16 protein-coding genes are annotated in these 20,624 nt (G+C 39.9%); all 16 read left to right on the top strand.

Annotation, left to right across the window (positions count from 1 at the left end; translation table 11 throughout):
* The first annotated feature begins 628 nt into the window (after window positions 1-628).
* The 16 genes from lonB to wzy all read left to right on the top strand — a co-directional run bounded on the left by lonB (window position 629) and on the right by wzy (window position 20,622).
* On the top strand, window positions 629-2,338 hold the full coding sequence (gene lonB, locus NSU15_RS24345) for an ATP-dependent protease LonB (RefSeq protein WP_076120457.1): 1,710 nt from the start codon (window positions 629-631) through the stop codon (window positions 2,336-2,338).
* A gap of 293 nt (window positions 2,339-2,631) precedes the next feature.
* Window positions 2,632-4,995: an endopeptidase La gene (gene lon / locus NSU15_RS24340; protein ID WP_042130641.1), complete on the top strand. Its 2,364-nt coding sequence runs from the start codon at window positions 2,632-2,634 to the stop codon at window positions 4,993-4,995.
* A gap of 12 nt (window positions 4,996-5,007) precedes the next feature.
* Window positions 5,008-5,676: a ribosome biogenesis GTP-binding protein YihA/YsxC gene (gene yihA, locus NSU15_RS24335; RefSeq protein WP_339287837.1), complete on the top strand. Its 669-nt coding sequence runs from the start codon at window positions 5,008-5,010 to the stop codon at window positions 5,674-5,676.
* 103 nt (window positions 5,677-5,779) lie between these two features.
* Entirely contained in the window at window positions 5,780-6,562 is a 783-nt protein-coding gene (locus NSU15_RS24330; protein ID WP_339287836.1) for a CpsB/CapC family capsule biosynthesis tyrosine phosphatase, read from the top strand.
* A 137-nt stretch (window positions 6,563-6,699) separates the two neighbouring features.
* Window positions 6,700-8,742 carry an S-layer homology domain-containing protein gene (locus tag NSU15_RS24325; RefSeq protein WP_339287835.1) on the top strand — a complete coding sequence of 681 codons (2,043 nt, stop codon included), beginning with the start codon at window positions 6,700-6,702 and terminating at the stop codon, window positions 8,740-8,742.
* A gap of 125 nt (window positions 8,743-8,867) precedes the next feature.
* On the top strand, window positions 8,868-9,647 hold the full coding sequence (locus tag NSU15_RS24320; RefSeq protein ID WP_339287834.1) for a Wzz/FepE/Etk N-terminal domain-containing protein: 780 nt from the start codon (window positions 8,868-8,870) through the stop codon (window positions 9,645-9,647).
* Complete coding sequence (locus tag NSU15_RS24315; protein ID WP_339287833.1) at window positions 9,628-10,314, top strand: CpsD/CapB family tyrosine-protein kinase; 687 nt, start codon at window positions 9,628-9,630, stop codon at window positions 10,312-10,314. Before NSU15_RS24320 ends, NSU15_RS24315 begins: the two co-directional genes overlap by 20 nt.
* Before the next feature lie 41 nt (window positions 10,315-10,355).
* Entirely contained in the window at window positions 10,356-12,188 is a 1,833-nt protein-coding gene (locus NSU15_RS24310) for a nucleoside-diphosphate sugar epimerase/dehydratase (protein WP_339287831.1), read from the top strand.
* 25 nt (window positions 12,189-12,213) lie between these two features.
* Window positions 12,214-12,894 (top strand): hypothetical protein, encoded by a 681-nt coding sequence (locus tag NSU15_RS24305; RefSeq protein ID WP_339287830.1) that lies wholly within the window; start codon window positions 12,214-12,216, stop codon window positions 12,892-12,894.
* A 2-nt stretch (window positions 12,895-12,896) separates the two neighbouring features.
* Entirely contained in the window at window positions 12,897-13,937 is a 1,041-nt protein-coding gene (locus NSU15_RS24300; RefSeq protein WP_339287829.1) for a copper amine oxidase N-terminal domain-containing protein, read from the top strand.
* Window positions 13,938-14,026: 89 nt separating this feature from the next.
* Window positions 14,027-14,635 carry a sugar transferase gene (locus tag NSU15_RS24295; RefSeq protein WP_339287828.1) on the top strand — a complete coding sequence of 203 codons (609 nt, stop codon included), beginning with the start codon at window positions 14,027-14,029 and terminating at the stop codon, window positions 14,633-14,635.
* A 30-nt stretch (window positions 14,636-14,665) separates the two neighbouring features.
* Window positions 14,666-15,550, top strand: a complete 885-nt coding sequence (locus NSU15_RS24290) for an NAD-dependent epimerase/dehydratase family protein (RefSeq protein ID WP_339287827.1) — start codon at window positions 14,666-14,668, stop codon at window positions 15,548-15,550.
* Window positions 15,547-16,689 carry a glycosyltransferase family 4 protein gene (locus NSU15_RS24285; protein ID WP_339287826.1) on the top strand — a complete coding sequence of 381 codons (1,143 nt, stop codon included), beginning with the start codon at window positions 15,547-15,549 and terminating at the stop codon, window positions 16,687-16,689. Before NSU15_RS24290 ends, NSU15_RS24285 begins: the two co-directional genes overlap by 4 nt.
* Window positions 16,690-16,813: 124 nt before the next feature.
* On the top strand, window positions 16,814-18,061 hold the full coding sequence (locus tag NSU15_RS24280) for an oligosaccharide flippase family protein (RefSeq protein WP_339287825.1): 1,248 nt from the start codon (window positions 16,814-16,816) through the stop codon (window positions 18,059-18,061).
* 28 nt (window positions 18,062-18,089) lie between these two features.
* Window positions 18,090-19,193, top strand: a complete 1,104-nt coding sequence (locus NSU15_RS24275; RefSeq protein WP_339287824.1) for a glycosyltransferase — start codon at window positions 18,090-18,092, stop codon at window positions 19,191-19,193.
* 22 nt (window positions 19,194-19,215) lie between these two features.
* Entirely contained in the window at window positions 19,216-20,622 is a 1,407-nt protein-coding gene (gene wzy / locus NSU15_RS24270) for an O-antigen polysaccharide polymerase Wzy (RefSeq protein ID WP_339287822.1), read from the top strand.
* The last annotated feature ends 2 nt before the right edge of the window (window positions 20,623-20,624 follow it).

Here is a 20,624-nt window from a genome sequence, read left to right as displayed (position 1 = left end):
TCTAAAGGTTACTTTGCGTGCTTAGCGAGTGTGGAGAATGGAGCAAAGTTTGGTTACCGAGGGCTGTAGAGTAATGAAGGTAATTACCCAACAAAAGGTTACTTTGCGTGCTTAGTGAGTGTGATGAATGGAGCAAAGTTTGGATACCGAGGGCTGTAGAGTAATCAAGGTACTTACCCATCTGAAGGTTACTTTGCGTGCTTAGCGAGTATGGAGAATGGAGCAAAGTTTGGATACCGAGGGACGCCAACTAATTAGGGAAATTCTCCCTGATCTATGCTTGATATTGCTCGAAATGGGCTAGATTGCGGAAAAACTCCCTAATTAATGGGCGATTTCCACATTTTGAGCCCTTCTGAGCGAATAATGAGGGAGAAATTCCGCAATTGTCAACGTAGGGAGCAAATGCGACGAATAATCAGGGAGGATTTCCGCAATTGTCGGTAAGCAAGCAATGGCATCCCCATTCCAAGCCAAAGGATACTCTGCCTACTAAGCGAATTCGGCGCATGGAGATACTCAATTCAACAAATCCTCAATTGTGCGTTTACTAATTACCGAAACGGCTATACTACCTAATAGTAGCCAAAGGTGGAAAGGTAGACTGAACGAAACAGGAGGATGACCTATGGAATTAAGTATAGTTGTGATGATCGTGCAGCTCTTTTTCGCGCTGGTTATCGGCGTATACTTTTGGAATCTGCTGCGGGGTCAAAAGACAAATAAGACAGCGGTAGAACGAGAGTCGCGCAAGGAATTGGATAAACTTCGAAAAATGCGAATGATTTCACTGACCAAACCATTGTCGGAGAAAACTAGGCCGGCTTCTATTGGAGATATTGTCGGGCAAAAAGACGGGCTGCGCGCCCTGAAGGCCGCACTATGCAGCGCTAACCCGCAGCATGTAATTATCTATGGTCCGCCAGGAGTCGGCAAGACTGCCGCAGCGCGTGTAGTCATGGAAGAGGCGAAAAAAAATGTCCTTTCCCCTTTTAAAAGTGACGCCAAATTCACAGAGATCGATGCCACAACCGCTCGTTTTGATGAGCGTGGTATTGCCGACCCGTTAATCGGATCGGTGCATGATCCTATTTATCAAGGCGCCGGAGCTATGGGCGTGGCAGGTGTGCCGCAACCGAAGCCGGGAGCGGTGACGAAGGCGCATGGCGGGATTCTTTTTCTGGATGAGATCGGTGAGCTTCACCCCATTCAGATGAATAAGCTGCTAAAGGTGCTGGAGGACCGGAAGGTGCTATTAGAGAGCGCATATTATAATTCGGAGGATAATAATACTCCGGCTTATATTCATGATATTTTTCAAAATGGCTTACCCGCTGATTTCCGGTTAGTTGGCGCTACTACGCGTTCCCCGGATGAGATCTCTCCCGCGCTGCGCTCGCGCTGCATGGAGATTTATTTCCGTCCGCTATTGCCGGATGAGATTGCAGTCATCGCGCGTGATGCGATACAGAAGATCGGACTGAAGCCAAGCCCGGATGCAGTCACTGTAGTGCAGCAATATGCAACAAATGGCCGGGAGGCGGTTAATATGATTCAGCTCGCAGCTGGATTAGCGCTAACTGAGCAAAGAGATACGCTAAGCGCTGCTGATGTAGAATGGGTAGCAGGCAGTAGCCAGCTTCCACTTCGTACAGAACGCAAAATTCCTTCCGCGCCTCAGATTGGATTAGTTAATGGACTTGCAGTGTATGGGCCAGGAATGGGCACCTTGCTCGAAATCGAGGTATCCGCAGCGCCTGCGCAGAATGGTCAAGGTAGACTGAACGTAACCGGAGTAGTAGATGAGGAAGAGATCGGTGGAGGTTCTCGCACGATTCGGAGAAAGAGCATGGCCAAAGGCTCGGTTGAGAATGTATTGACCGTACTACGCACCATGAATCTGGAGCCGGACCGTTATGATCTGCATGTCAACTTCCCTGGGGGTACACCGATTGACGGACCTTCTGCTGGGGTTGCGATGGCAGTTGCTATCGTCTCCGCCATTCGTGGTCTACCCGTGGACAATACCGTAGCGATCACTGGTGAGATAGGCATACATGGCCGCGTGAAGCCTGTTGGTGGTGTAATTGCAAAGGTGGAGGCTGCTTTTCAGGCGGGAGCTACTACGGTGCTTATTCCAAAAGAAAACTGGCAGTCCCTATTCGCTGATCTCGCCCCTCTACGAGTCATACCTATGGAAACGGTGGAAGAAGTGTTCCGTCATCTGTTTGGTGCCGATACAGCAGATGTAAGGCTTCCTGCAGTAGCTGGCGAGCTATTCTCTGCAGCACCTTCACTGCTGAAGGCTGATGCCGCTGGGGAATCTGCAAAGGGCTAAGCTTAAATTATAACTTCAAATGTGAGCTAGGGTGTATTGAGTTTTGAATGAGTAAATCGAGACTTAACGCTGTTAAATAAAGGGAGCTGCAGGTGTGTCTGCTGCTTCCTTTTTTAAAATATAGATTCACACTTTCCATAATCCTTACATTTCTTTGCGAAACGTTGCCGTTTTTTAAGGATAATAAGGTTGTTTATTCTTAAATTGCAAGTACTTTGTTGGTGTTTTGGGGCTGCTTTTGTTAGAATGAATTCATATGAGATTAATTGAGAGCCATGGGAGGTGCGAAAGCGATGATGACAAATAAAACAAAAGGTCGTCGTTTTCCTTTATTACCGCTAAGAGGTCTTCTTGTGTACCCAAGCATGGTTCTTCACTTGGATGTGGGCCGTGAGAAGTCAGTTCGGGCACTAGAAAAAGCTATGGTTGAAGATAATTTGATTCTTCTTTGTTCACAGTCGGAAGTGAATATTGAAGAGCCTGGTCAGGACGATATTTTTCGGGTCGGTACTGTTGCGAATGTGCGACAAATGCTGAAGCTGCCAAACGGTACGATTCGTGTACTGGTTGAGGGTGTAGAACGAGCCGAAATTATTAATTATATCGATAATGATGAGTATTATGAGGTCATGGCGCGCGAGCTACCAGAAGAAGAAGATAGCGATCAAGAGTGTGATGCGCTGATGCGTACAGTACTTAATCAGTTCGAACACTATATAACGTTATCCAAAAAAGTGACACCAGAGACACTGGCTGCTGTATCCGATATTGAAGAGCCCGGTCGCCTTGCGGATGTCATTACGAGTCATTTATCGCTAAAAATTAAGGATAAGCAAGAAATTCTAGAGACGATTGATGTTAGTAAACGGCTGGAGAAGCTTCTTGATATTCTTAATAATGAGCGTGAAGTGCTGGAGCTTGAACGCAAGATCAATCAACGTGTGAAGAAGCAGATGGAGAAGACGCAGAAGGAATATTATTTGCGCGAGCAAATGAAAGCGATCCAGAAAGAACTCGGTGAGAAGGAAGGTCGAGTGGGAGAAGCGGAAGAGCTGCGGACTCTAATGGAAGAAAAGAATTTGCCTGAACGTGTAAAAGAGAAGATGGAGAAGGAAATCGATCGTCTGGAAAAAATGCCAGTAAGCTCAGCGGAAGGCGGCGTAATTCGCAATTATGTGGATTGGCTGCTGGGTCTTCCTTGGAATGAACAGACAGAAGATGATCTCGACATCAAGAAGGCAGAGCAGGTACTCGATGAGGACCACTACGGTTTGGAAAAACCAAAGGAGCGGGTATTGGAATATTTAGCTGTTCAACAGCTGGTGAAGAAGCTAAAAGGTCCGATATTATGTCTTGTAGGGCCTCCAGGTGTGGGCAAAACCTCACTGGCTCGTTCCATCGCCCGTTCACTCAATCGTAAGTTCGTTCGCATTTCGCTTGGCGGTGTGCGTGATGAAGCGGAAATCCGTGGTCATCGCCGGACTTATGTCGGTGCAATGCCAGGCCGAATTATCCAAGGGATGAAGACGGCAGGTACGATTAATCCGGTTATTCTGTTAGATGAAATTGATAAGATGGCTGCAGATTTCAGGGGAGATCCATCTTCGGCATTGCTTGAGGTGCTGGACCCAGAACAAAACAACTCGTTCAGTGATCATTTTGTAGAGCTGCCGTTTGATTTGTCGAACGTTATGTTTGTGACTACCGCAAATGTGGTGCATAACATTCCGCGTCCGCTACTCGATCGGATGGAAATGCTGTTCATTCCGGGTTATACAGAACTGGAGAAATTGCAGATTGGTAGCCGTTATCTTTTGCCGAAGCAGAAGAAGAATCACGGTCTTGCAGAAGATCAACTGATCATCGAGGACGACAGTTTATTGCGTATCGTGCGTGAATATACCCGTGAATCCGGAGTGCGTAATTTGGAGCAGCAGATTGCAGCGTTATGCCGCAAAGCCGCGAAACAGATTGTGTCTAAGGAAAAAGAAAGTGTGGTCATTCTGCCGGATGACATCAAGGATTACCTAGGTGCATCGAAATACCGTTACGGTATGGCAGAGCTCGAAGACCAGATTGGTACAGTAACTGGGCTGGCCTGGACTGAGGTTGGTGGCGATACGCTGCTGATCGAAGTGACGGTTGTGCAGGGAACGGGCAAGCTGACACTTACTGGACAACTGGGCGATGTAATGAAGGAGTCGGCGCAGGCTGCTTTCAGTTATACACGTTCGAAGGCGGAGGAGCTGGGGCTCCAGCCCGATTTTTATGAGAAGATTGATATTCATATCCACATTCCTGAAGGTGCGATTCCGAAGGATGGCCCATCTGCAGGGATTACGATTGCTACCGCGTTGATCTCCGCACTCACGAAGCGTTATGTTTCGAAGGATGTAGCGATGACCGGTGAGATTACCCTGCGTGGACGCGTATTGCCGATCGGTGGACTGAAAGAAAAATCTCTCGCTGCACACCGCGCCGGATATAAAAAGATCCTTCTTCCAAAAGACAATGAACGTGATCTAAAAGAAATTCCAGAGAGCGTGCGTAATGATGTGGAGTTCATACCAGTATCTACTATGGATCAGGTCTTGCATCATGCATTAGTAGAGCATCATAATGAAATTAGCAGTGAGCCACCGAGTAGTGTGCATTAGAAAGGAAGTCCTATGAAAGTTAATATTGCCGAATTTATAATCAGTGCCGTTGGCCCTGATCAATACCCTGATGATGCTTTGCCAGAGGTTGCTCTGGCAGGGCGCTCCAATGTAGGGAAGTCCTCCCTCATTAACCGAATGATTAACCGCAAGAATCTGGCTCGGACAAGCTCCACCCCGGGTAAGACCCAGCATATGAACTATTACCGTATCAATGAAGACAGCATGTATTTTGTTGACTTTCCAGGTTACGGATATGCTAAAGTGTCGAAGACGCAACGTGCAACATGGGGCAAGATGGTGGAGAAATATCTCTCTGAGCGCGATACGTTGAAGCTTGTTCTGCTCATCGTGGATCTACGTCATCCGCCGACCAGTAATGATAAGATGATGTTCGATTGGTTGAAGCATTATGATCTTCCTATGTGTGTAGTAGCGACAAAGGCGGATAAGATTCCGAAGACTCGCTGGCAAAAGCATATTAAGATCATGAAGCAGGAGCTTGGCGTGCTGCCAGGGGATAATTTCATTCCATTCTCTTCAGAGATTGGCCTTGGTAAAGAAGAACTTTGGGGGTTAATCGACGGGTATGTTCTCTCCTCGAAGGATGAAACTCCAGATATTGAGGATGCTGAAATAGATGCAATTGAACCTCAGCAAGAAGAATCTACTGAAGCTTAAGACAGAACTCATTTACAATCAAGCAACCGTTCCTTTTGGGAATGGTTGTATTTTTTTGCCGTTAAAACTAAATTTTCTGTGAGAAGGGACCGATAGATAACATATGAAAGATATCCATTGCCACATCTTACCCTTTATGGATGACGGAGCCGCTGATTGGCAATCCGCTCTCGCCATGGCGCATGACGCCTACAGAGACGGGATTACTTCCGTCATTGCCACACCACATCACGCCAACGGTCAATATATGAATAATGCCTCCAGTATAAGAGAAGCAGTGGAATTGATGAATGAGAAACTTCATCAGCATGGAAATCCACTGCTTGTTCTTCCAGGTCAGGAAATTAGAGTGTACGGGGATTTACTGGATGATCTGGAGCGGGGGCAACTGCTAAGTCTTGCAGACTCGCGGTATATTTTGCTAGAAATGCCTTCTTCACGAGTCCCACGCAACATGGAAGAAATCTGTCACGAGTTGATCATTCAAGGTTTCGTTCCGGTCATTGCTCATCCGGAGCGTAATGCTGAAATAGCTGCCGATCCTTCTAAGTTAGAAAGATTGATAGAGCTAGGATCACTAGGTCAGGTAACCGCACAAAGTCTTGCAGGCGTCTTCGGGAATAAACTGCAGAAGCTATCCCTGGAGTTATGTCGTAGAAATGCAGTACATGTGTTGGCCTCTGATGCACATGACAGTGTTCACCGTCCTTTTGGATTAAATGCTGCTTATGTGGTTTTAGAGAAAGAATTAGGTCCTGAGATGCGCGACTATATGCGTGAAAACTCTCAGCAAATTGTGGCAAATGGTGAGGTTAATCATGGTAATCACGTACAAAAAAGGAGGAACAGACACAAATTGTTTGGCATTTTTTCCCGAAAGGGCTGACTAATCTACCTAATAGTGGTAGAATGGGTTTTATTGGGTGAATCGTTGATATACGTAATAGTGTAGACATAAGGTGAAATAGTCTAGGACTATAGTAACAAAAGGAATTTAAATACATATAAAGAGGTGGATATTTAGTGACTTTGAAAAAGAAACTAGTAGTATCGACATTAGCAGCAAGTATGGTAGCAGCATCTGTAGCGGGTCTTCCGCTCAGCAGCAAAGGACTGGCTGATCAATTAGGATTGGGCAATGTAGCATCGGCAGCTACTAGTAATTCAAGCGCAGATTTGAAAGCACGCGCAGAAAAATTGTATGCACAAATTACTAAAGAATCCGATAAGGCGACACTCCGTGCATTGCGCGATGAAGTATCAGCGCTTACATCAGCAGAATTGAAAGAGATCTTCACACCACTTCGCGGCAAACTTGATCTCAGCACCACTCAAGAGGATACCGTGTTTGCTTTGTTCCAGGATGTAAGCAGTTTATATTATGATCCTGAATATACAGATGCGAAGGACATTCTTAATAATCAAGAGTACATCGATGTACTTAAAGTGATTGCTGAGAAGGGCGGCGTATCTAGCCTCACTGTTGATGATATTTATGCAGCTGTGTTTGGTGATAGTGGCCTGGAGAAGAAATTGGTTGCTTTGGTTAGTGGAAAGACCAAAGAACAATTACTTGAGCTTGTTACTAGCAGCACTGTACAAGATGAACTAATTAATTCCGCAATTGATGCAGTGCTAAGTCAAACAGCGGGTCCAGATGCACTTAAGATTAGTACTGTACTTAATAATTTGGGTGTCAGCTCCGCGGATGTGAAGACAGTTTTTAACAATTCACGTGCCAAACTAACGAATGATAAAGCTGCATTGCAAATATTGGCTATCGCATACATTGGTGCTTTTGGATTGGGTGGTACACCAACACCAACACCAACACCAACACCAACGCCTAGCCCAACTTCAGGATCTGATTCGAGTTCTGGCTCTACAACAGTAACCTTGACACCTGATCAAGCATTTGCTGCTGCATCTAAATATGACGCTTCCAAGCTCGTTGTGACTACAGGTGATAAAGCTACTGTGAAGCTGGTTGATGCCGACATCATCAAAGCATTTGATACCTTGGTAGCTGCTGCCAAATCAGCTGGTAAAACAGAAGCCCTTACGTTAACTCTTGACCTTGGTACTGTGAAGGCTGCTACTGTTGAAGTTCCATTGTCCAAAGCTATTGTTGAAGCAGCTAAGACGAATGGTATTGCAAATATCGCAGTAACCTTTAATGGCGTAACCGTAACGATTCCTGTAAGTCAGTTCAGCACAGCGATTGCATTGACCGTAACAATGGCTAATCAAGAAGTTGTAACTTCTGTTACCAAACTGAAATTAGCTTCGGATGTATATGAATTCGGACTCAGTGTGGATGGTGTAGCGACTAGTACATTCAGCAAACCAATTCCTATTGAAATTCCAGTTAATAATACCGATGGCATTGATACAGAATTGCTGTCCTTAGCGAAGATTATAAACGGCAAGCTTGAATTCTATGGCGGGCGGTACAATGGTAAGACCTTAGCAGAATCACGCGATACGTTCTCTTCTTATGCCGTACTTGAGAACAGAGTAACATTTACGGATATTGCTAGTGTACAAGCATGGGCTGGCAGACAAATTCAAGTCGTAGCTGCAAAAGGCGCGATTGAAGGCGTGGGCGAAGACAAATTCGCACCGAAGAGCAATGTAACTCGTGCAGAGTTCGCTAAGATGCTGATTCGTGCACTTGACCTTGAGAATAAAACAGCTGTACAAAGCTTTAGCGATGTAAGTGGGGCCGCTTGGTATGCACCATATGTAGCTGTTGCAGCAGAAAAAGGAATCATTACTGGCCGCAGTGCGGACAAGTTCGATCCTAATGCAACTATCACACGTGCAGAGATGGCAACAATGATTTCCCGCGCAGTGAAATCTATGAATCCAGCTGCAACAACAAATGTAACGGCAATTAGCCAATTCTCCGATGCTGCTAAGATCAGCGCATCTTTGAGAGATGGCGTAGCATTCGCAGCAGATCATAACTTGGTTATCGGAAATGCTGGTAAATTCAACCCGAACGATACAGCTACTCGTGCTGAAGCAGCAGTAATTATCTACCGTACCATTAACTTTAAGTAAATAAATTTAAAAGTATAGAATACAGCCTCCTCTCATGTAGGTGAGAGGAGGCGCTTTTTTGCCAATCGAGAAGTGTTCGAATATTGTAACGAAATATTTCAGAAATAGCTTGGAGGTAATTACACTTGTCATCACAAGAATTGGATCTTCGCGATTATTTTCAGATCGTCAGGAAGAGACTATGGCTGATTGTTAGCATAGTTGTTTTGGTGTGCGGTGTTGCTGGTGTGTACAGTCTGTATATTAAGAATCCGGTGTATGAAGCATCCACTAAGATTATTGTTAACCAGACTCCGACTCAGTCAGCAGCAGCGCAGCTTGATTTGAATCAGATTAATACTAATATTCAATTGATTAATACGTATAAGGAAATTATTAAGACTCCAGCGATCCTTGATATTGTTACTAGGGATTATCCGCAGTTCAATATTACTGCAGAAGAACTGTTGAAGAAGGTTAATGTGAGCTCTGTCAATAATACGCAGGTGATGACACTTGTCGTTCGAGATAATTCGTATCAGCGAGCCGCTGAAATCGTGAATGCCATTTCACTTGTATTCAAGGACGAGATTCCTAACCTATTTAACGTGGAGAACGTATCGATTCTGAATGAGGCCAAAGTGAATCCACTTAATGAGCCAAGACCTGTAGAACCGAATGTCTTAATGAATATGGCTATAGCTTTCATCGTTTCCTTGATGATTGGTTTAGGGATTGCCTTCCTGTTGGAATACATGGACGATACGCTGAAGACTGAAGCAGATATTGAGAAATATCTTGGTCTGCCAACGATAGCTATGATTACTAGATTGGGTACAGAAGAAAGTAAACAAGGCGCAACTCAGGCACAGACGCAAACATCCAGAAAGGCGGGCGAACTCGAACATGTCACAGCTGCCAAATAAACAACGTCATCTGATTACCGTTACGAACCCTCGCTCCCCTGTATCTGAAGCATTTCGCGCGCTGCGCACGAATATTGATTTTTCCTCTGTGGATGAGACTATTCAAGTAATCATGGTAACTTCATCCGGACCGGAAGAAGGTAAATCAACAGTTTCTGCTAATTTAGCTGCGGCTTATGCACAGGCAGACAAGAAGGTATTGTTGATTGACGCGGATTTGCGGAAACCGACAGCACATAAGACTTTTTCGCTTAGTAACCGTTTTGGGTTATCATCGCTACTGTCTCAGCAGGCGGTTCTTGAGGACACTGTCCAAGATTCTGGTGTTCCTAATCTTTCCATCATGACCTCTGGGCCGATTCCACCCAATCCTGCGGAAATGATGGCTTCTAATCGGATGAGTACGCTCTTGCAGGACTTGCGTCAGCGTTACGATATCATTCTTATTGATACTCCACCGTTATTGGCGGTTACGGATGCGCAGATTATGGCTTCCAAGAGTGATGGTGTCATTATGGTCGTCAGCTATGGCAAGGTAAAACGGGATATTGCTGTAAAAGCAAAAGCTAACCTCGATCGTGTAGGTGCAAAAATGCTTGGCGTGGTTCTCAATAATGTAAAACGTAAAGCCAGCGAAGGTTACTATTACTACTACTATGGAAATTGATTTGTTCTTTAACAATAATGTTGTTTTTGGAGGCACTGAAAATGACAGCGAAATCTAGAGTAGTTCTTTTATTCTTTATTGACCTTGCAATCATCTGGTTCAGCATTATAACATCCTATTTGTTTCGGTATCCTAATCATCCTATCGAGGATTATGTTGTACAGATGCTGCAATTTGGTGTGATTGCAACGGTTGCATTCGGTGGAAGTCTGATCTATTTCGGTTTATACCGAAGAATGTGGCAATATGCCAGCATTGGAGAGATCATATCCGTTTCAAAAGCGATTGTAGTAGGGTCAATACTCTCATTTGCAGCAGCATATTTTATATTGCCAGAACGGGTACCTTTAGCAATAGAAGTTCGGACTATGGAGACTGTTCTTGTGTTAGTAGGTGGGATTCGATTCTTGTGGAGAGTGCTCCATAATGATCGAATCAATTATAAAGATACTCAGACCCATACACTTATTGTTGGTGCAGGCGATTGTGGAATACTAATTGCTCGGGAAATGATGGGTCCGTCTTTTGCTCATACGAAGCTGGTAGGTTTTATCGATGATAGTATCAATAAATACCATATGTCTATATTGGGTGTGCCCGTGTTAGGGAATCGTTACGCGATACCCGCTATTGTGAAAGAACGGGAAATTCATGAAATTATTATCGCCATGCCTTCCGTTTCACGTACTGAAATCTCTGAAATTATTAATTTGGCGAAGAAGACAGGGGCCAAGCTAAAGATTATACCGGCGCTTAACGATCTGATCGCTGGAAAAATATCAGTGAAGAAATTGCGAGATGTTAGCGTTGAGGATTTACTAGGTCGTGAGCCGATTATAGCGGATCTGAACAGTATTCTAGGTTATGTACACCACAAGACTGTGTTAGTTACAGGGGCTGGTGGGTCCATTGGTTCAGAACTTTGTCGGCAAATAGCTCCTTTTGGTCCGGACAAGTTAATGCTGCTTGGACACGGTGAGAACAGCATTTATACGATTGAGATGGAGCTGCGCAAGAAATATCCAGATCTGAATATTGTTACCGTAATCGCAGATGTGCAGGATCGCAGTCGGATGATGGACGTATTCAGTAGCAATCACCCACATGTTGTCTTTCATGCGGCAGCACATAAACACGTTCCATTGATGGAGCGCAACCCTTCGGAAGCCATTAAGAACAATGTCTTCGGTACAAGGAATGTTGCGGATTGCGCAGATAAGTATGGTGCGGAGAGATTTGTAATGATTTCTTCGGATAAAGCAGTTAACCCAACCAGTGTGATGGGTGCAACTAAGCGAATCGCTGAAATGTATGTGCAGAGTCTGCATACCACAAGTCAAACGAAGTTCTCTGCTGTACGTTTTGGGAACGTGCTTGGAAGTCGCGGAAGTGTAATACCAGCCTTTAAACAGCAGATTGCTGCTGGTGGTCCAGTTACGGTTACTCATCCAGAAATGGTCCGTTATTTTATGACGATTCCAGAAGCTGTTCAGCTTGTAATCCAGTCTGGTTCTTTTGCCAAAGGCGGAGAAGTGTTCATTCTGGATATGGGAGAACCGGTTAAGATTCTAACATTAGCGGAAGATTTAATTACTCTCTCTGGTTATGAGCCTTATAGGGATATTGATATTCAGTTCTCCGGCATTCGTGAGGGCGAGAAGTTATATGAAGAGTTACTGACGGATGAAGAAAATCTAGGCTCTACAGATCACGGAAGAATCTTTATAGGTAGACCTAATGTGATAAGTCTGAATCAGCTAGAACTGGAATTTAAACGCTTGGAACGTGTTCTCGCTGAAGAACCTGAAGTTATACGTGAAGTGATTAATCAGATTGTACCGATGCAGCCCGTTGCTCAAGTTGCTATCAGCTAATTTATTCATAAAGGGGGATACATAAGTGTTCAACAAACGATGGAAAAAGATCCTTTTATGGACGCTGTCAATCATTGTAGTTCTGGGTGTTGGGGGTCTGTTCGCTGCTAATTATGCTGTGGATAAGCTGATGAATTCAATGGCAGATGGCTTTGATCTGGAGTCTGAGGATCAAGTTAATGGTGTTCAATATCAAGGAACTGCACCTGAAGATACAGTAGCAGATGGTAAGGTCGAACCTGTAGCTTCTGCAACACCTGCTCCATCAACAACTGATGATGGAAGCAAAGATACTGGGGAAACTGGAAAAGATACAACAGCTTCTACTACTAGTGAACCTACGAAAGCTCCATCAACAGATTCGAAAGATAGCTCTTCAGATGGATATACGGCACAGGTTTCAACAGATAAAGCTAAAGAAATTCAAGATAACGTAACGATGAAGGATAAAGCAGATGTAGCTGCTATTGTGCTCGGTCAACTAAGTGTATCTGATATCAACCGTCTAAAAGATCTAGCCAAGGGTGGCCTAACGCTTGATGAGAAGCGGGAAGCACGCAGTATCATCCTCGGTAAGGTTTCCGAAGAACAATACAATGAGCTTTCACAGGTTGCTAAGAAGTATGGCGTGAGTCAAGGGAAGACACGTGATCAAGTCCTTAAAGAAGAAGAACAATCAAAAGCGAAAGAAAAGGGAAGTGAATAAGTATGTCTAAAGCAACTCTACCAGCAGTAGCATTGCTTCTAGTAGCATCCATCGGATTGGCACCATTAACGGCATCAGCTCCTATATCTGCATCAGCTGCAGCAGTATCTAGTACAACGAGTAAGGCGGCAACAGCTACAGTCAAAGTACAAAGCATGAATGTGAAGATGATTTTTGACGGTGTTAGCATTCAACCACCAGTAGGGCAGTACGTGTTTATGTATAACAATACAACCTATGTTCCATTACGGTTTATGTCGTACGCATTGCAGAAGAGTGTAGCTTGGGATGCTAAAAACATTAAGGTTACTGTAGCAGAGCCTAGTAGCTCTGAGCTAGTTATGATTAAAGAGTACCTAATGAATGCAACCAACGGGAATAGTGCTTCAGCAGTATCTAAGAATCTTGTACTCAATCAAGTTAAGGCAAGTTATGTATTTAACGGTGCAACTAAGGCATTACCTAATGGGCAATCCAGCTTTATCCTGAATGGCTCTTTATATGTACCTCTACGTTTTTTATCGGAATCTGTAGGTCATAACATTAGCTGGGATCAGAAGACGAAAACCATTACTGCTGCTTCTAAAGCTTATCAAGAGCAAGGAGGTACAAATAATTCCACTGGCGACAATGGTTCAACAGCAACACCAGCAGCGACACCAACATCAACACCAACGGGCACCTCAGGTGCAGCAGGTGGTGGTGGCGGTGGCGGTGTAGGATCTGCAAAAGTGTCCTATGAATCTATCACTAGTGAAGCAGAATCTAAACTAACTGCACTTCAAAATCTGAGTACATCCACATTAATGAGCACAGCGTTTGAATATGTTAGTGCTTCAGATGAAGCTAGTAAGAATAGCATTAAAGCTAAAGGTGTACAACAGCTTGCCTCATTTACTGCTGACTTTGAAAGTATAATCGCTGACACTAAACAAAAACTAAACAGCAACGGATATGGTACTGAGATTATTAGCCAGTATAGAAGCGAATTTGCATCAACCCTTGAGAAGGGGAAAATAATTGCTGAAGGAATGGCGAATTAAACATGATAAGACCATCATCTCTTTGTCTCTTCGACATAGAGATGATGTACATAAATAGAAAATAGTAACTTAAAGGATCAGGTGAACTTATGAGACCTTATGTTTACGTGAAACAAACCATTGATTTTCTGTTGGCTTTAATCGGGATGATCGTGTTATGGCCGGTCTTCCTGATCATCGCGATCGCGATTAAGACAAGCTCTAAAGGCCCTGTATTATTTAAACAAAAACGATTAGGCAAAAATAAATCGGAATTCTACATTCTTAAATTTAGAACCATGCGAACGGATACGCCTAATGATATGCCAACTCATTTATTAAAGGATCCGGATTTCTTTATCACAAAAGTTGGTAAGTTCCTAAGAAAAACAAGCTTGGACGAGCTACCTCAGATTATCAATATTCTCAAAGGTGAAATGAGTATCGTTGGACCTCGCCCTGCGTTATGGAATCAGTATGATTTGATTGCTGAGCGTGATAAGTACGGGGCTAATGATATTAAGCCCGGATTGACTGGGTGGGCACAGATTAATGGTCGGGATGAGTTGGAGATTGATATTAAGGCTAAGTTGGATGGGGAGTATGTTAAAAATATTGGTTTTGTATTTGATTTACTTGTATTTATGAAAACAATCTTATCCGTAATACGAAGTGAAGGACTAAAAGAAGGGGTTAACACAGTAGATTCTCAGTTTTGATTTTTTACTGAAATAAGGGAGTTTTAAGTAATGAAAATATTAATTACTGGAAAAAGTAGTTATGTAGGTGAAAAATTAAGGGAATGGTTGTTAAAATGGCCTGATAAATATGAGATAACATTCCTCTCTTTGCGTGGTGATGAATGGAGGAACATAGATTTTTCAGTTTTTGATGTTATTGTACATTTAGTAGCTTTGGTACATCAAAAAGAGTCTCCTAAAATGAAAGAAGAATATAATAAAATTAATAGAGACTTGACGATAGAAGTAGCTTTAAAGGCTAAAAGAGAAAAGGTTAGTCAATTCATATTTCTAAGCAGCATGTCTGTTTATGGACTAGATGGTAATACAAGTAAAGAAGTGATTATAAAAAATGATACTTCGTATCATCCAAATACATATTACGGAAAGAGTAAATTGGAAGCAGAAATTCTATTGGGTAAATTAGAAGATAATGAATTTACAATTTCTATAATTAGACCTCCAATGATTTACGGAGCTGACTGTCCAGGCAATTATCAACGATTGAGAAAAGTTGCTTTAGTTACTCCGATTTTCCCTCAAGTCACTAGCGAACGTAGTATGATCTACATTGATAATTTATCAGAGTTTATAAAGCTGGTTATTGATAACAGGGAAAGCGGTGTTTTGTTTCCCCAAAACAAAGAATTTGTAATCACTTCTAAACTCGTTGAATTAATTGCGATAAATAATGGGAAACGAATATATTTTTCGGAATTTTTAGGTAAAATTTTAATATTGTTGGCAAGGAGATCGCGAACTATAAATAAGGTGATTGGCGATCTTAAATATGAAACGAAGTTGTCATCTTACAAAGATTTCGATTATTGTATTTATAATTTAAGTGATTCTATTAAAATAACTGAAAATAAACCAAAAGGATTTCACATATGAAGAGAGTATTATTTACAGCTACTGTTGATAGTCATATATGTAACTTCCACTTGCCATTTCTTAAGTGGTTTAATGAAATGGGTTATGAAGTACATGTAGCTAGTAACGGTGAAAAAAACATACCATTTACTCATGTAAAACATAATATCCCCTTTGAACGCTCACCTTTCAAATTAAATAATATTATAGCTTTTAATCAGTTAAAGTCTATTATTAACTCTAATAATTTTGAGCTGATTCATTGTCATACACCAATGGGAGGGGTAATAACTCGTTTAGCCTCATTGAATGCGAGAAGGAGAGGTACAAAAGTTCTTTATACTGCTCATGGATTCCATTTTTTTAATGGAGCTCCTTTAATTAATTGGTTTTTGTATTATCCCATAGAAAAGTGGTTATCCCAATATACTGATTGTCTGTTTACAATGAATACTGAAGACTACTTTTTATCAACAAAAAGAAATTTTAGAGCTGGACAGATAATAAATATAAATGGAGTTGGATTAGATTTAGAAAAATTCTGTATTGCTAGTGTAGATGAAAAGAAGGAGCTTCGGTTTAAATATGGATTTACAGAAGATGAATTCCTACTAATCTATGTTGCAGAATTAAGTCCTAGAAAAAATCAACTTTTTTTGATTAAATCTATCGTTGAATTAAAAAAGAAAATACCAAATATTAAGCTATTACTTGTAGGTGACGGTGAGTTAGGTTCACTATATGAGAAGGAAATAAAGAGATTGAAATTAGAACATCATATTTCTTTATTGGGATATCGTAAAGATATTCGTAATCTTATGGTTTTATCAGATATCGGGGTTTCCGCTTCAAAACAAGAAGGAATGCCTGTTAATGTAATGGAAGCCATGGCGTTAGGTCTTCCCTTGGTAGTATCTGACTGTAGAGGTAATAGGGATTTAATTGAAAATAATCGAAATGGTATCGTAATTAATCTTAATGAAATGAATGAGTTTATTGGAGGAATAGAAACTCTATATCATTCAAAAAAATTAAGAATTACATATGGAATAAATAATAAAGAAAAAATTAAAAATTATTCACTAGAAACTATAATGGAACAAATGAAGATAAATTACAAAAAGTTAATATCAACCTCAAATCATTCGAATAATCTTTAATAATCTCCATGATAGCAATGAATTAGAGTAGTAATTTAGTTGATGTTTATTTTCATGTCTTGCTAAGGCGCTAAGCGATACTTCAATTGCAACAAAGCAATTTAATACAAAGGTGATTAGATGGATGGAGAATAATATATTGTCTTTAAAAAAAAATTTTTCTTGGACCTTCTTAAGCAATATTATTTATGCTGTTTCACAATGGGGTATGCTGATATTTATAGCCAAATTAGGATCACCCGAAATGGTAGGTGTCTTTTCTCTTGCTTTAGCAGTCACAGCACCTATTATGATGCTGTTTAATTTAAATTTAAGGAGTGTTCAAGCAACTGATCAAAAGGATAGTAGTGATTTTTATAGCTATTTTTGCTTAAGGATAATTACAACTTTAATGGCTCTAATTATTATCTTTACTATAACTTTTATGTTTGGTTATACCAAAGAACAAGGTTATTTAATTCTAATTATTGGTTTATCTAAAGGCATCGAGTCAATAAGTGATGTGATTTTCGGAGTGTTTCAAAGAAATGAGAGAATGGACTTGATATCCATATCTAGGATATTGAAGGGGGTATTCTCTTTATTTGTTTTAGGTGGACTATTATTCTTCACAAAAAGTATTATTATTGCTTCTGCGGGAATGGCGTTATCTTGGCTATTAGTATTGATTTTATATGATTTTAAACATTTAAGAAGCTATCAATACACTAAAAAAACAAAATTTAATTTAATGATCAGTATCATTAAAATTTCATTTCCACTTGGAATAGTAATGATGATTAATTCATTCAATACTAATATTCCACGATATTTTTTGGAGGATTATGGAATTAAATATTTGGGCTATTATGTATCTATGGCATATATTATTACTGCTGGAAACACTATAGTAACAGCGTTAGGCCAATCTGCTACTCCCCGATTAGCAAAATATTATGCTAAGCATGATATAGGTGCTTTCAAGGATTTATTGAAAAAATTAAGTTTAATAGGCTTACTAATTGGACTAATTGGAGTTGTTGTTTCATTTTTTTTCGGAAAAGAGTTATTGGCTCTAATATATACTCCTGATTATGCGAATTATTCATATGAGTTTGTATTAATAATGCTTGCTGGTCTTTTCACTTATATGAGTTCTTTTCAAGGATATGGTTTGACTGCAGCAAGGATTTTCAAGTTGCAACCAATAATCGGTGTTATTTGGATGATAGTCGGTTTGATTACTTCTTTCGCACTTATTCCTACTTATGGACTTAAAGGTGCGGCATATTCTCTTATCATATCATCAATAACAAAACTCTTATGTCAGTCAATAGTTTTAAAATTTTCGTATAATAAACAATTTCTCAATAATAAAAAAGACCTTCATTAAGATGCAGAGAGGAATATAAATAACAAATATGAAGAAAAAAACGCGTGTACTTCATGTTTTTGGTAAAATGCAACGTGGTGGAGCTGAGTTGAGAACAATTGAAGTGATGGAAAAATTAGGTGGAGAAATTGGATTTGATTTTTGTGCGCTTTCAGGTGAATCAGGTGTTCTTGATAATAAAATAAAAGAAATGGGTGGATCTACATATTATTGTAAAATAAATTATCTATTTCCTTATAAATTTTATAAATTTCTAAAAAAACAAAAATATGATGTTGTTCATTCGCATGTTCATTATTCGTCGGGTTTAGTGGTATTTATTGCTGGGTTAGCAGGGATAAATATGAGAATTTCACATTTTAGAAATACAAGCGATGGTCAGAAGAAGAGTCTTATAAGGAATTTGAAGATAAGAATTATGAAGAGATGGATTAACAAATACTCAACGAATATTCTTGCCGTAAGTGAAGGTGCAATGGAGACTGCATGGCATTCTAATTGGAAAAACGATAATAGATGTAAGGTTATTTATAATGGTATAAATCAACAAATACTAGGGAAAGAAACCAGAGAGTTAACTTATAATGAACTTAATATTAGTGAGGATACAAAAGTATTAATTCATGTTGGAAGAATGGTTAAACAGAAAAATCACATTAAAGTAGTAAGGATTTTTAATGAATATTTAAAGTATAATAATAATTCTGTACTTTTAATGGTTGGTCGTAGAGAAGAGACGATCGAAAATGAAATAATGAATTTTGCTAGAATGAATGGAATTGAAAATAAAATTATTATTACTGGTGAAAGAGATGACGTTATTAGGTTATTAAGTGTGTCAAACCTGTTAATATTCCCTTCAATGTGGGAAGGGTTACCAGGTGTTGTGTTGGAAGCATTATCTGTAAATACTCCTGTGTTAGCAAGTGATTTGCCTGGAATCAATGAAATATCTTCTTTATTGCCTAATACTACTGTAATGGATATTAATCAAAGTGATATTGAATGGGCAAAAGTTTTAAACAGAACCCTTGAAAAAGAAATAGTAAATGTAAATATTGATGATACAATTTTCTCAATTAATAATAATGTAAGTATACTAAAGAAACTGTGGAATAATGAGGATTATTGATAACTAGATTTGAGAGGAATGAATGAACATGTATCATTCTTTGGAAGTAAGAAGTGGAGCCTTATCGAAATCATTAGCTAAAAATGAATTAATAAAGGTATTAATAAATATTTCCTTATACACACTTTTAATTGTTAGTACAGTTCTTTTATCCTACTATCTGATTAAAACGCCGAATTGGGAACAGAGCATTATTACAAGTATCTCAACTATTATATATATTTCCGGATTAGTTTTAATCTTTATGAATATCGGATTTGGATTTACATTTATTTACTTGTTATATTTAGGCATAGCACATTTAGGAGTAGCAATTTCACAGATTATAGATTCGGAAGCTCTTTTGAAATTCCGAAATTATCGCGGTGGAGTATCGTGGTTCTTTTCGAGTTCAACTAATTATGTAATAGCCTTAACTGGTATTGCTATGTTTGTTTATATTGTTTCAGCAATTGTTGCTTCGTCAATTTCTTCATTAAAGAAGAAAAACGAACAAAAAACATTCAATCAAGGACCAAGAGAAATTTTGTATATGGGATTTGTTTTATTAAGTTTGGGTTCAGTTTACCTAATCATTGCCCTAATAAGTGGATCTCTAAATATTAAAGGTAACTATATGGATTACAGAGAAACAATGGGCGAACTTCCTGGATATGCGTGGTTAATATTTTCTGTAGCAGTAGGTATTACATTAATTGTAGCGACGGGAAATAAAAAAAACATTAAATATGGGTTTATTTTATTTATGATTCCTACATTCATATTCCTTATTACAGGAAATCGTGGAGAAGTAATGTATCCATTAGCAGCAGCATTTTCGGTTTTATTTGTAAGAGGATATAAATTAAATGTTAGGTTTTTTGTTGTTGGAATTATAGTGGTTCTATTGGTTATACCTATGATATTTCAAATGAGAAGTGTAGGTTTATCTAACTTTAACTATAAAAATGATTTCACATATAGAATTACCGATCCATTTGTTGAATTTGGACTCACTCAGCGACCTTTTGTTGTTACTGCTGAATGGGTACGAACTGGTGAAGAATTTGCAAAGGGAAAAACTTATTTGTTACCTTTAGAAAGAATAATTGGAAAGCTACCTTTTTATGAAAGACCACCTTTAGATATCTCTAATAGATACTATATTAAAGATAGAGTTCCTGGTCTGGGATATTCAGTGTTGGCAGAAGCATATTTTAACTTTGGAAAACTTGGTTTAATACTAATTCCTGCAGTAATTGGAATGGTTCTTACTTTTTTTGGAGATCGAGCATCTGGATATTGGGGACTTAGCATAATGGGGGCTGTAATGTCGACATTAATAAATAATTTAAGAAACTCGTTTATATTTGTTCCAGGACATTTAATTATGATTACATTTATCTTTTTGATTTGTTATTTTGTGAAAACCAAAAAAGTTAATAAATAGAA

The sequence above is a fragment of the Paenibacillus sp. FSL E2-0201 genome (genome assembly GCF_037963325.1).
Taxonomy (GTDB): domain Bacteria; phylum Bacillota; class Bacilli; order Paenibacillales; family Paenibacillaceae; genus Paenibacillus_AQ.
The sequence above is the reverse complement of the archived record's forward strand: the minus strand, read 5'-3'. Positions and strand labels throughout refer to the sequence as shown.